Genomic DNA, 11,716 nt, shown 5'->3' on the forward strand with positions numbered 1-11,716 from the left:
GGTATCCCCTCTCGTAGTGATTTTAGCGTGCTAACTGCACCGCTTTAATCATGTTGGCAAGTGCCGCTTTGGTCTCCTGCCAACCTCTTGTTTTAAGCCCACAATCTGGGTTGATCCAGAGTTGCTCTTTAGGCAGAACCTGTAAGAACGCTTTGATCTGCTCGCTCATCTCTTCTACACTTGGAATACGCGGTGAGTGAATGTCATACACCCCTGGTCCAATTTGCGCTTTGTAGTTTGCTTTTTGAAAGACTTTGAGCAGTTTATTGCCACTGCGTGAAGTCTCAATGGTGATGACATCAGCATCCATACGCTCTATCGTGTCAATGATGTCGTTGAAGTTACTGTAACACATATGAGTATGAATCTGTGTTTGATCCCACGCCGTTCCAACAGAAGCTTTGAAACTCTCCACGGCCCATTTTTCATAGGCTTTGATTTTTTCTTCACGTAAGGGATACCCCTCTTTAAAGGCTGCTTCATCCACTTGAATGATCTTGATGTCGTGACGTTGTAGATCATCAACCTCTTCAGCAATCGCTTTGGCAACCTCAAAAGCGACTTCACTTTTTGGAATGTCATCGCGCACAAACGACCAGTTCAAAATGGTCACAGGACCTGTGAGCATGCCTTTCATTGGCTTATTGGTTAGACTTTGTGCATAGACTGTCCAGTCAACACTAAGCGTTTGTTTTCGTTTCACACTGCCGTATAAAAGCGGAGGTTTGACACAACGGCTGCCATAGCTTTGAACCCAACCGTTTTGACTAAAGGCAAAGCCTTCTAAGAGTTCGCCAAAGTATTCGACCATGTCGTTGCGCTCAAATTCGCCATGTACTAAGACATCAAGACCAAGCTCTTCTTGAATGGTAACACACTCTTGTATGGATGTTTTTAGGGATGCTTCATACTGTTCTTGTGATATCTCACCTTTCTTATAAGCATTGCGGACCGCTCGTGTCTCTTTGGTTTGAGGGAAAGAGCCAATGGTTGTGGTTGGGAAAAGTGGTAAGTTGAGTGCTTTTTGTTGCAATAAAGATCGCGTCGCATAAGAAGAGCGTGTATAAAAAATAGCAGCACTTTTTGTGGAAGTCGCTATTTTAGGGCATTCGTTTGCTATAGGTTTTTCTTTTTTCTCCCATAGTGTGTTTATGTGCTCTAACTCTGCTAATTTTTCCAGTGCAAAGCTGAGGCGATTTTTCACTTCAGGCTCCATTTTTTCTTCAAAACGAGTGCTAAAAGGGACATGCAAAAGAGAGCACGACGTGGAGAGAATGAGACGTTTGGCATCAACGGTTTCGCTGATTTGCTCTAAAAGTGCATAGGTTTTAGCCGTATTGTTTTTCCAAACATTTCGTCCATCGATAATACCAGCAATAAGCATTTTATCTTTAAGATGCGAAAGCGCTTTGAGGTTTTCTTCTCCATACACAAAATCAAGCCCAATAGCCCAGATAGGGCAATTTCCTAGTACTTCAACCGCTTCATTAGCACGATCGAAGTAGGTTACAACCGCGATTTTAAGATTGTGGCTTGTTGTGCCAAGCGTATCATAAGCGATTTTGAGTAAGCTCAAAAACTTTGGCTCTAACGTCTTGGCAAATAAAGGTTCATCAAATTGTACGACAATCTCTTCACCTAAGCTTTCAATCGCTTTTAAAACTTTTTCATACGCTTCTAGGATGCTATCAAATAGCGAGAAAATATCGCTTCCATCGACAGGATTTGCAAGGGCAAGAAAGGTTAAAGGGCCTATAAGATTTATCTTTGGATTTAATCCAAGTGCCTTAGCCTCGATGTACTCATCTACAATTTTTGAAATGTCCACGTGAAACGCCATATGCGCATGAATTTCTGGGACAATGTAGTGGTAATTGGTATTAAACCACTTGGTCATCTCCATAGCAGCGCGTTGTGCATCACCCCTTGCCATTGCAAAATAACGTTCCGTTTTATCTTCGATTCCGACAAAACGAGGAGGAATAGCTCCTAGCATAACGATGGTATCGAGCATTGTGTCATAAAGGCTAAAATCATTGCATGAAATAAAGTCGATGTGATGTTCTTGTTGATACTTCCAGTGGCGTTCGCGTAATGTTTTCGCAACTGTTTTGACCTCTTCAAAAGAGGCATTCCCTGCCCAAAATGCTTCCAATGCAAATTTGAGCTCACGTTTTTCCCCGATACGAGGAAATCCTGTAACATAAGTTTTGGACATACTTTTTCCTTGTTTTATACCTATCAAAAAAGCCATACTTTTTTGAAAAATGAAACCAGCTAAAATGCGTGGCAAAGCGTGTGATTAAATGGGTTGTAAAAAAGGAAAAAGAGGAGGGTGGATGCCTGAACGGCGAAAGCTGAAATAGCGGCAGTTACAATTAGATTTACGTCTTTTTTTGGCACGCTTTATGGCGGAGTGGGCACGTTTTGCAAAAAGGCGACTGCATTTACAAATACGAGGACGGTAGGAAGAGACAAATCCTAAAAAGGCAACGGCGGTAAGTGGAGGTGGGTCATCTTCGATGATTTCTTCATCGCAGGTATCGGCAAACAGACGTGTCGTATGAATCAAGCGTGTTTGATGGCGCTTTGTTTTATACTCAATCGTTGATGCTTGAATGGAAGCGAGCCTAAAATAGCCCTTTTTGCCGAAACCTAGAGGCAATCTCACGTGATAATCGTCCTTAAATATGATCTTGGCATTATAGCACAATGGCTTACATGTAAAAACTATTTACTATACTTCGCTAAAATAAAGCCATCTTTATTTGAAGGAGAATGGATATGGAAGTTGTTAAAACCGTCGTATTATTAACCTTAATGACATTGATGTTTGTATGGGTTGGTGGCATGATGGGAGGCTCTCAAGGCATGTTAATTGCCCTTGTTATGGCTGGTGTCATGAACTTTGTGAGCTACTTTTATTCCGATCAGCTCGTTCTTAGACATTACAATGCTGTGCCTGTAACACACCAAGAAGCGAGCGGACTTTATGCTATTGTTGAGCGTTTAAGTTCAAAAGCGAATATTCCAGTGCCTCAAGTCTATATTATTCCCGATTCTACACCCAATGCGTTTGCCACAGGGCGCAACCCTTCACATGCTGCCGTTGCAGTCACAGAAGGGCTTTTAGAGCTTTTAGATGATGACGAAGTAGAAGCGGTACTTGCCCATGAGCTTAGCCACGTAAGGCACTATGATATTTTAGTGGGAACCATTGCAGCAACAATCGCAGGTGCAATTGGTGTTATTGCCAATATGATGCAATTTGGTGCTATATTTGGTGGAGATAGAGAAAATCGTCCTAATCCTATTGTGATGATTGTTCTTGCGATTATTCTACCGCTTGCAGCGGCAGTCATTCAGATGGCGATTAGTCGGAATCGTGAGTATATGGCAGATGAAGGTGCGGCTCGTTTAACAAAACACCCTGAATGGTTGCAAAGTGCGTTAGCAAAACTTTCCAATTATAATCAACGAGGTATGGTACACGAAGCGACACCAGAGAGTGCGCATATGTTTATTATTAACCCTTTTTCGGGTAAGGACATCTCTTTTGCATCCCTTTTTTCAACGCATCCTTCTACAGAAGATAGAATTGCAAGGTTAGAAGAGTTAAAATTTGAAATTCGTTAATTTTATAGCAAAGGCTTATTATGAAAAAATCTCTTAGTGAAATTCCAAGTACTCCGCTTCAAGCAGGTGAGGGTGCAAGTATGCAGATGCTCATTTCTCCTGAAGTTGCGCCTCATTTTGCAATGCGTAAGTTTGTCATTAAAAAAGATGGGCATATGCCATTTCATACCAATACGGTTGAACATGAGCAGTATGTTTTAAAAGGAAAAGCCAGAGTGCGTATGGGCGATGATAGTTTCATTGCAGTCAAAGATGATGTCATCTTTGTTCCAGCAGGTGTACCTCATTCGTATCATGTGATTGGTGATGAAGATTATGAATTTTTATGCCTTATCCCAAATCAAGAAGACAAAATAGAAATGGTAAATGCCGGCGGTCAGAGCTGTGGTTGTTAGATATGAAGCCTCATACTGAGGCTTCATGCACGTTGAAGCTGTCCTAAGTAAGCGTTTCCTTCTTCCCATGAACCAATATCACTCGCACTGTTAATGTGCCCTTTGTCTCCTACGTTAACAAAAGCACTTCCCCACGCTTTCGCCAAACTTTTTGCATAATCTATCGTTGCATATGGATCGTTCGTACTAGCGATAATAATACTTGGAAAATCAAGCAATCCCATAGGAGTGTTTTCAAACCCCTCAGCAGCAGTTGGAAAAACGGCAGAATGTGGATCTGGAGGTGCAACAAAAAGCGCTCCTTTAATAGAAGAGTGTATCTTTTGTGCATCCCAATGTGCAACCACTAAGCAGGCAAGGCTATGTGCCACAAGGATGACATCTTCACCTGCCTCTGCAACGGCTTCTTCAAGTTTCGCTACCCATTCATGACAAATAGGGTGTTCCCAATCGTTTTGAATAACCCGTTTAAAGTCAGGATTTTCTTTCTCCCAAAGCGTCTGCCAATGCTCAGCTCCTGAGTCTTGATACCCTGGTAAAATAAGCACAGATGTTGCCATAAATCCCTCATAAAATCAATTTTAAAGATTATTGTAGTCTAGCATGACTTAATTAAGAGCGAGTAGGTTATGATAATAAAAAAAATAAGGAATTTTCATGCGCCTTTTTCCTGAAAAAACAGCGATGCTTTTAGTGGACGTTCAAGAACGCCTCTTTGTGCATATCGAAGATCATGAACGTATAGAAAAACATTTAATAGCACTTATACAGGGACTTCAGCATTTAGAAATTCCTATTTTATGCAATCAACAATACACGCAAGGTTTAGGCGAGACTATTAGCTCTCTACGTGCCGTTCTTCTCGAAAAAAGTGTGTATGAAAAACGCACTTTTAGTTGTTGTCAAAATGATGATGTTATGTCTAAGCTAAGGGATTTAAATGTTACGTGTGTGGTTGTTGTAGGTGTTGAGAGTCATGTGTGTGTGCTGCAAAGTGTACGTGATCTTATCGAAGCAGGCTTTGAAGTGATGTTATGTGTCGATGCTATAGGCTCTCGAAAATATAAAGACCATGAAGTAGCCCTTCACCGTATGGAAAAAGAGGGTGCATGGCTTTGCACAACAGAGTCGCTTTTATTTGAACTGGTGCAAAGTGCAAACCATACACATTTCAAAGCCATAAGCGCATTGGTTAAAACACTCTAAAAACAGTTGCTATGTAAAGAAGATTAGGACTTTTTTACATAGTAAGAGAGACGATGATCGGTATGTTTTATAAAATAAGGATTCTCAGGGATGATATCTGCATGTCCTAAGAAGAGTTTTCCCTCAGGTTTGAGAAGTGTCGCGAAACGCTCAATCGTTTTTAGACGAAAGTCATCATCAAAGTAGATGAGCATATTACGTGAAAATATAATGTCAAATTTGCCCAACGAGAGGAACTCGTGTTCAAAAATATTGACTTTCGTGAAAGAAATAGACGAAAAATATTCGCGCTTTGCACGGTAAAAGCGATCTTCTTGTGTAAAAAATTTCTCTTTAAGACGTTGATCTAATTTATGCAAAGAGCGTTCTGAAAAAAGACCTTTTTGTGCCTTCTCGATCGCTTCTGAATTAATGTCAATACCCGTAATACTAAATTCTCTTGGTTCTCTTCTTCTCTCTTGTAACATCATAGAAAGAGAATAGACCTCTTCACCTGAAGCACATGGTGCACAAAGAATTTTGACATTGGGAATAGAGAGCGCAAAGTTAACTGCTAAATCAAGTTGTGACTCTTCACGGTAGAAATAGGTTTCATTGACGGTGACTAAGTCAATGAGGTCTTGTCTCAGTGCTCTATCATGTTGAAGCGCTTCAAAGAGTTTGCGAAAGCTGTAAATCTCTTTGCGTTCACAAAAGAGGCGGAGTTTGGTTTCAATGACACTATTTTTTGAGAAAAGATCAATGCCGATTTCACGTTTAATGTAATGCAAAAGATCTTGAAGCCCAAAAGTGTTGAACTCTTGAGGAGCTGCAACTTCGTTTTTAAGTGCGATTTCTGGCTCTTTTTTTCTTTTCCAAAACAACATTAAGATTCTCCAAATTTTTTAATGGTTTGAACAATATCGTCTAATGGTAATGAGACAATATTGGGATTAATTTCTATAGCACGCTTTGGCATTCCATATACTATAGCACTTTTTTCACTTTCTGCTATGCATTTTGCGCCAATTTTTTGCAATTCACTAAGTCCATTGGCACCATCATGCCCAATTCCAGTGAGTAAAACAGCTAATATCTCTGCATCTTTCGCACATTCAACGCTAGAAGAAAAGAGTGAATCGATGCTTGGATTGTAAGGAGTATCTCCCTCTTCAACAGGCTCAATTTTAGGTGAAAAATCTCCCTTTCGCATACGACAGTTTTGAGGGCAAATGTAGATGTTTGCGTTATGTAAACTCATTTTTTTATCGACAGCATGAACGGGCAGATTGAGTTCGTTTTGAAATTGGCTGATGAAACTAGGAATAAATGTCGCATTCATATGTTGAGCGATAACAATAGCACCGTTAAACGTTGGCGAAATAGCAGATAAAATTTTTTTGAGATGACCAGGACCTCCAGTAGAGGCCCCAATCAAGACGATTTTGGGTTTCATTAAACTCCATCTTTTATAAGAGTTCTTGTGAACTCTTTATTAACGATCTTTGGGCAAAGCTCAAAGACCTACGCTAACCGCTATGGTTCTAAAGCTTGCCTCTTTTGAGGCAGAACTTTCTTGCAATTTTGCAAGAAGCCTATTTTTTATTTTCTTCGATCATCCAGTAAAGATTCATTCTTACTCCTGCACCTGTTGCGCCAAATTGGTTATAACCCCATGCTTTTTCAAGGTACGCTGGACCTGCGATATCAAGGTGTAACCATTTGTCTTTATTCTCTTCTTCGATAAAATTATCAAGGAAAAGACCCGCAGTAATAGCGCCACCATAACGGCTTGAACTGATGTTTGACATATCTGCTACAGAGCTTTTGAGAAGTTTTCTGAGGTATTTATTAAATGGTAGAACTCCGCTGAGTTCACCGCTTTTATCAGAAGCTTTACGCATAGAGTGTTTTAGTTCACTGTTGTGACCCATAATACCTGTTGTGTATTCGCCAAGGGCAACCACACATGCACCCGTAAGAGTCGCCATGTCAACCAGTAAATCAGGTTTGAGCTCTTGTGCGTAGCAGAGACAATCAGCTAAAACTAAACGACCTTCCGCATCTGTATTGCGTACTTCAATAGTTTTGCCATTTTTTGCAACTAAAACATCATCAGGCTTGTAGGCATCGCCTCCGATCATATTTTCAGTTGCCCCAATAATGGCATGAATTTCATATGGCAGCTCAAGCGTAGCAGCACCTTTTAAGATAGCCATCACGGCAGCTGCACCGCTTTTGTCGGCTTTCATAGTGACCATATGCTCACTTGGTTTTAGGCTAAGTCCACCACTATCATACGTTAAACCTTTACCTACATACACAAAACGTTTTTTGACCTCTTTTGGCTTATAGGTAAGATGAATAAGGCGTGGAGGATGGACACTTGCACGATTAACAGCGAGAAATGCATTCATGCCTTGTGCTTTCAAAAAGTTCTCATCCATCACTTTACAATAGACATTTGGAATAGAGGTTAGGGTTTGAGCAACATCCGCGAGTGCCATAGGTGTCATGTCTTGCGGTGTTGCATTGACGATTTCTTTTGCAAAATTCGTTGCTTCTGCTACAGCAGTTGCTGAACGTAGTGCTTTAGTAGCTGTTTCGAGTGAAACATCAACACGGCTATAATCATCTAAACAGATGATGATTTTTTCAAGTTTTGAAGGCTCTTTTTTACTTTTGTAGGTATCAAAGGTATAGCTCCCTAAGATAAAGCCTTCAACAAGAGCTTTGATATTTACACCAGGGCAGTCATTGGAGTAGGTTCCAATAGCAAGTGATTTGAGATTTGTTTTTTTGATGCATTCGAGTGCTTTTGAAGCTGCAAGGCGAATTTCATCGGCATCTAGCGAGTCACATCCTACATAAATGGTTTTACTTGAAGGTACAAAGAGTGTCTCTTCACTTTCACCTTTAAATCCCAAAAGCTCTAATGTCTCTTTATCTGCAATAGAAGCGTGATTTAGGTCTTTATTAATAACGAAGACGATTTTTGCGTCTACGATTGCTTCATTAATTTTTTTGTTCAGTAGTGCGATTTGCATGTTTTTCCTTAAATGTCTTGTCTGTAACTTTATGAAAATAATAAGAGATACCACCACCAATGATAGCAGCTAATGGAATAGCAAAATACCAGTGTTGTTTTGCCCAATGTATCACAATAAGAATCTCTTGACCAAAATACCATGTTGGAATAATCGTCAGTGCCGCCCAAAACCATGCGGAAATAAGATTGATAAAGGCAAACATTTTCCCACTGTAGCGTGTAAGTCCAATAGAAATTGGAATAACGGTACGAAGGCCATAGAGATAACGTTGGATAAAAATAATCGGCCAACCGTATCTTTTTAGAAGCAGGTGTGCAAGAGCGAGTTTACGGCGTTGACCTTTGAGCTTTTTATGAACAAATTTTTTGTTAAAACGTCCGATGTAAAAGTAGACTTGATCACCTGCAAAACCACCGAGTCCTGCTACAAAGATAGCAAGAAAGAGGTTCATGTCACCTGTATGGGTGAGTAAGCCTGCCATAACAAGACCCATTTCACCCTCTAGCATACCCCAGAAAAAGAGAATGATATAGCCATACTCTTTCATCAAATAGATGAATTTATTTTCCAATCCAACAACAGGAGCCATGTATAAAACATAGCCTAATGTAGAGAGAATAACGACCATAAAAAGAGTGAAAAGTTTTCCAGAGTGTTTATTTAAAAATTCACTCATGGTCTTATCCTATATTCAAAATTGATTTTGCTTGAACCATATCTTTATCCCCACGGCCAGAGAGATTCACAATAATGACTTTGTTTTTGATCTCTTCTTTAGGGATTTTTTTAAGGTATGCTACGGCATGAGCACTTTCAAATGCAGGGATAATGCCTTCTTTACGGCTCAACCATACAAAAGCATCTAATGCTTCTTGATCGGTGATATTATCGTATTTAGCAATACCAAGGTCTTTAAGATACGCGTGTTCTGGTCCAATGCCTGGGTAATCAAGTCCTGCAGAAATAGAATGTGCCTCAAGAATTTGCCCATCATCATCTTGGAGGAGGTAACTCATCTGTCCATGAAGTACACCTGGGCTTCCTTTGGCGAGTGAACAGCCATGTTTATCGGTATCAACGCCATGACCACCGGCTTCAATGCCGATGCATTGGACACCTTCTTCACCTAAGAAATGGCTAAAGATACCCATAGCATTGCTTCCACCACCAATACACGCTACAACCATATCGGGAAGACGTTTTTCTTTCACTAAAATTTGTGCTTTTGCTTCATAGCCAATAATTGCTTGAAAATCACGCACCATCATAGGATAAGGATGTGGACCTGCAACGGTTCCAATGATGTAAAACGTGTCGCGTGCATGAGTGACCCAATAACGAATCGCTTCATTCATCGCATCTTTGAGTGTTTTACTTCCACTCTTAACAGAGTGAACTTTTGCACCTAAGAGTTTCATACGAAAAACATTGAGCTCTTGTCTCTCAACATCTTTCTCACCCATGAAGACTTCGCATTCAAGTCCTAAAAGTGCTGCAATGGTTGCTGTTGCGACACCATGTTGTCCGGCACCCGTTTCAGCGATAACACGCTTTTTCCCCATCTTTTTAGCAATCAAACCTTGCACGATGGTATTGTTGACTTTATGCGCACCGGTATGGTTTAGATCTTCTCGTTTCAGATAGACTTTAGCCCCCAACTCTTGTGAAACGTTTTTAGCGTAGTAGAGTGCGGAAGGACGACCTACGTAGTCTTTCATGTAGTGTTCAACTTCACTCCAGAAGTTTTCATTGAAACGAAGGGATTGATACTCTTTTTCAAGCTCTAAAAGAACAGGCATCAGTGTTTCAGGAACATATCTCCCACCAAAAATACCAAAATGTCCATTTGCATCAGGGTCAAATTTAGAAGCTCTAGGAATGTACATTAGAACACCTCTAATACAGAATAAACAGAGGTGGTTTTTTTAATGTCTAAATCGCCTTGTAAAAATGTGAGATTGATAATAAAACAGGCTTCAATACACTCTGCACCTGCCTTATTGATGAGATTAACAGCAGCAGTAGCTGTTCCTCCTGTTGCGATAAGATCATCAATAAGTAGAACTTTTGGTTTTGATGATTGTACAGATGAAAAAGCGTCGATATGGATGCATACTTCATCAACACCGTACTCTAGGGAGTATTTTTCACTAATGGTTGTGTAAGGGAGTTTGCCAGGTTTTCTTATAGGAACAAATCGTGTTTTAAGACGTGCTGCAAGTGCTGCACCAAAGATAAATCCACGGCTTTCAATACCTGCAATATAATCGATCTGCATGTTAGAATAACGCTCAGCCAAATGATCCATTAAAAGTGTAAATGCTTTTGCATCGCCTAAAAGGGTTGTGATATCTTTGAATTTAATGCCTGGTTTTGGAAAATCTTCGATTTCGCGAATAGAATTTAAAAGATAGTTTTTATCAGCTTCACTTAAATGACTCATACAATAACCTTTTTCATTTTTTATACGCTTTTCAAGCAAAGCTCAAAAAGCTACGTTTGCCACTAGGGCGCAAAACAAGGGCATTAGCCCGATGTTTCTCTGAAAAGCTTGCCTCTTTGAGGCAGAAAAATGTTGACATATAAACACAAAAACAAAAGAATACACGTACATTATAAAAGTGCTTCGATCTTTCCTTCAAGCTCTTTAATATGCTGGCGGAGTTTGTCTCCTTCCATGCGGTATTGACTATTACGTGTACGGAGTGATTTGAGGTCATTCTTGACCTTTTTGAGTTCGTCACTTAAAATATCAATATTGCCCAGTGATCGTTGAAGCTGGACTTGATATTTACGAATGACAACCTCGGCATCATTAAGGGTTTGTTTGACGACAATATTACTGCGCTTCTCTTTACGTAGAAGCGTTTTGAAGTAAAACACCATAATCAACAAGTAAATACAAGCGGAAAACAGTACCGTTGTTACAACCCATTCGAGTGCCATGGTTATAACTCTAATTTTTCAACACGTTCAGCGTGTCTGCCACCTTCAAATGAAGTAGCACACCATGCTTTGAGCATAGACTCGACAACACCAAGTCCAACGATACGTTGACCAAAACAGAGTACATTAGCATCATTATGTGCACGTGCCATCTCTGCGGTGTAAGCGTCGTGACAAAGAGCAGCTCTAATGCCAACATGCTTGTTGGCTGCTAAACTCATACCGATACCCGATCCACAGATAAGAATACCCTGTGTTCCACTGTTTTTGAGAACTTCAAGGCAAAGAGCATGTGCGTAATCAGGATAATCAACGCGTTCATCATTAAATGGTCCAAGATCAATGACTTCGTGCCCCATGTGTTGGAGCATCACAATGACATCAGGTTTGATGGCAATGCCTGCATGATCGGTTGCTATAAAAAACTTCAAGGAAATGTCCTTCTATAAGGGAATAAGGACGATTATAGCACAAGGATTATTATAAATTCCAAAAACAGACCTC

14 protein-coding genes are annotated in these 11,716 nt (G+C 40.2%); 3 read left to right on the forward strand and 11 right to left on the reverse strand.

What is annotated here, in order from left to right; translation table 11 throughout:
- Positions 1 to 22 precede the first annotated feature (22 nt).
- Together metE and UCH001_RS04705 are read right to left on the reverse strand one after the other, a co-directional pair.
- The gene (metE, locus tag UCH001_RS04700) at positions 23 to 2,218 is read right to left on the reverse strand and encodes a 5-methyltetrahydropteroyltriglutamate--homocysteine S-methyltransferase (protein ID WP_067174909.1); all 2,196 of its coding nucleotides are present in this window, start codon (positions 2,216 to 2,218) and stop codon (positions 23 to 25) included.
- 84 nt (positions 2,219 to 2,302) lie between these two features.
- Positions 2,303 to 2,671 (reverse strand): hypothetical protein, encoded by a 369-nt coding sequence (locus UCH001_RS04705; RefSeq protein WP_067174912.1) that lies wholly within the window; start codon positions 2,669 to 2,671, stop codon positions 2,303 to 2,305.
- A gap of 113 nt (positions 2,672 to 2,784) precedes the next feature.
- Between UCH001_RS04705 and htpX the strand changes: the two genes are divergently transcribed.
- On the forward strand, positions 2,785 to 3,636 hold the full coding sequence (gene htpX / locus UCH001_RS04710; RefSeq protein ID WP_067174916.1) for a zinc metalloprotease HtpX: 852 nt from the start codon (positions 2,785 to 2,787) through the stop codon (positions 3,634 to 3,636).
- Positions 3,637 to 3,656: 20 nt separating this feature from the next.
- Positions 3,657 to 4,031, forward strand: coding sequence for a cupin domain-containing protein (locus UCH001_RS04715; RefSeq protein WP_067174925.1), 375 nt, complete (start codon positions 3,657 to 3,659; stop codon positions 4,029 to 4,031).
- Positions 4,032 to 4,054: 23 nt separating this feature from the next.
- Here the strand turns inward: UCH001_RS04715 and UCH001_RS04720 are convergent, their stop codons facing one another.
- Positions 4,055 to 4,591, reverse strand: a complete 537-nt coding sequence (locus UCH001_RS04720; RefSeq protein WP_067174933.1) for an alpha/beta hydrolase — start codon at positions 4,589 to 4,591, stop codon at positions 4,055 to 4,057.
- A 97-nt stretch (positions 4,592 to 4,688) separates the two neighbouring features.
- Between UCH001_RS04720 and UCH001_RS04725 the strand changes: the two genes are divergently transcribed.
- Entirely contained in the window at positions 4,689 to 5,237 is a 549-nt protein-coding gene (locus tag UCH001_RS04725) for an isochorismatase family protein (RefSeq protein ID WP_067174940.1), read from the forward strand.
- A gap of 23 nt (positions 5,238 to 5,260) precedes the next feature.
- Here the strand turns inward: UCH001_RS04725 and UCH001_RS04730 are convergent, their stop codons facing one another.
- The 8 genes from UCH001_RS04730 to rpiB all read right to left on the reverse strand — a co-directional run bounded on the left by UCH001_RS04730 (position 5,261) and on the right by rpiB (position 11,643).
- Positions 5,261 to 6,103: a protein-glutamate O-methyltransferase CheR gene (locus UCH001_RS04730; protein WP_067174942.1), complete on the reverse strand. Its 843-nt coding sequence runs from the start codon at positions 6,101 to 6,103 to the stop codon at positions 5,261 to 5,263.
- A complete protein-coding gene (locus UCH001_RS04735) occupies positions 6,103 to 6,672 on the reverse strand; it encodes a chemotaxis protein CheB (RefSeq protein WP_067174944.1) in 570 nt (189 codons plus the stop codon). Before UCH001_RS04735 ends, UCH001_RS04730 begins: the two co-directional genes overlap by 1 nt.
- 139 nt (positions 6,673 to 6,811) lie before the next feature.
- Positions 6,812 to 8,263 (reverse strand): leucyl aminopeptidase, encoded by a 1,452-nt coding sequence (locus tag UCH001_RS04740; protein ID WP_067174945.1) that lies wholly within the window; start codon positions 8,261 to 8,263, stop codon positions 6,812 to 6,814.
- Positions 8,232 to 8,942, reverse strand: a complete 711-nt coding sequence (locus UCH001_RS04745; RefSeq protein WP_067174946.1) for a DedA family protein — start codon at positions 8,940 to 8,942, stop codon at positions 8,232 to 8,234. The genes UCH001_RS04740 and UCH001_RS04745 overlap by 32 nt, the downstream gene beginning before the upstream one ends.
- Positions 8,943 to 8,946: 4 nt before the next feature.
- On the reverse strand, positions 8,947 to 10,152 hold the full coding sequence (gene trpB / locus UCH001_RS04750) for a tryptophan synthase subunit beta (RefSeq protein ID WP_067174947.1): 1,206 nt from the start codon (positions 10,150 to 10,152) through the stop codon (positions 8,947 to 8,949).
- Positions 10,152 to 10,709 carry an adenine phosphoribosyltransferase gene (locus tag UCH001_RS04755; RefSeq protein WP_067174948.1) on the reverse strand — a complete coding sequence of 186 codons (558 nt, stop codon included), beginning with the start codon at positions 10,707 to 10,709 and terminating at the stop codon, positions 10,152 to 10,154. The genes trpB and UCH001_RS04755 overlap by 1 nt, the downstream gene beginning before the upstream one ends.
- Before the next feature lie 170 nt (positions 10,710 to 10,879).
- Positions 10,880 to 11,212: a hypothetical protein gene (locus UCH001_RS04760; protein ID WP_067174949.1), complete on the reverse strand. Its 333-nt coding sequence runs from the start codon at positions 11,210 to 11,212 to the stop codon at positions 10,880 to 10,882.
- A gap of 2 nt (positions 11,213 to 11,214) precedes the next feature.
- Positions 11,215 to 11,643 carry a ribose 5-phosphate isomerase B gene (rpiB, locus tag UCH001_RS04765; protein WP_067174951.1) on the reverse strand — a complete coding sequence of 143 codons (429 nt, stop codon included), beginning with the start codon at positions 11,641 to 11,643 and terminating at the stop codon, positions 11,215 to 11,217.
- Positions 11,644 to 11,716: the final 73 nt, after the last annotated feature.

The sequence above is a fragment of the Sulfurospirillum sp. UCH001 genome (genome assembly GCF_001548035.1).
In the GTDB taxonomy this organism is placed as follows: Bacteria; Campylobacterota; Campylobacteria; order Campylobacterales; family Sulfurospirillaceae; genus Sulfurospirillum.

Excerpts from the sequence above, each read along its gene's own strand:
- metE (WP_067174909.1), bottom strand. The coding sequence starts at position 2,218 with ATGTCCAAAACTTATGTTACAGGATTTCCTCGTATCGGGGAAAAACGT.
- htpX (WP_067174916.1), top strand. The coding sequence starts at position 2,785 with ATGGAAGTTGTTAAAACCGTCGTATTATTAACCTTAATGACATTGATG.
- UCH001_RS04715 (WP_067174925.1), top strand. The coding sequence starts at position 3,657 with ATGAAAAAATCTCTTAGTGAAATTCCAAGTACTCCGCTTCAAGCAGGT.
- UCH001_RS04720 (WP_067174933.1), bottom strand. The coding sequence starts at position 4,591 with ATGGCAACATCTGTGCTTATTTTACCAGGGTATCAAGACTCAGGAGCT.
- UCH001_RS04725 (WP_067174940.1), top strand. The coding sequence starts at position 4,689 with ATGCGCCTTTTTCCTGAAAAAACAGCGATGCTTTTAGTGGACGTTCAA.
- UCH001_RS04730 (WP_067174942.1), bottom strand. The coding sequence starts at position 6,103 with ATGTTGTTTTGGAAAAGAAAAAAAGAGCCAGAAATCGCACTTAAAAAC.
- UCH001_RS04735 (WP_067174944.1), bottom strand. The coding sequence starts at position 6,672 with ATGAAACCCAAAATCGTCTTGATTGGGGCCTCTACTGGAGGTCCTGGT.
- UCH001_RS04740 (WP_067174945.1), bottom strand. The coding sequence starts at position 8,263 with ATGCAAATCGCACTACTGAACAAAAAAATTAATGAAGCAATCGTAGAC.
- UCH001_RS04745 (WP_067174946.1), bottom strand. The coding sequence starts at position 8,942 with ATGAGTGAATTTTTAAATAAACACTCTGGAAAACTTTTCACTCTTTTT.
- trpB (WP_067174947.1), bottom strand. The coding sequence starts at position 10,152 with ATGTACATTCCTAGAGCTTCTAAATTTGACCCTGATGCAAATGGACAT.
- UCH001_RS04755 (WP_067174948.1), bottom strand. The coding sequence starts at position 10,709 with ATGAGTCATTTAAGTGAAGCTGATAAAAACTATCTTTTAAATTCTATT.
- UCH001_RS04760 (WP_067174949.1), bottom strand. The coding sequence starts at position 11,212 with ATGGCACTCGAATGGGTTGTAACAACGGTACTGTTTTCCGCTTGTATT.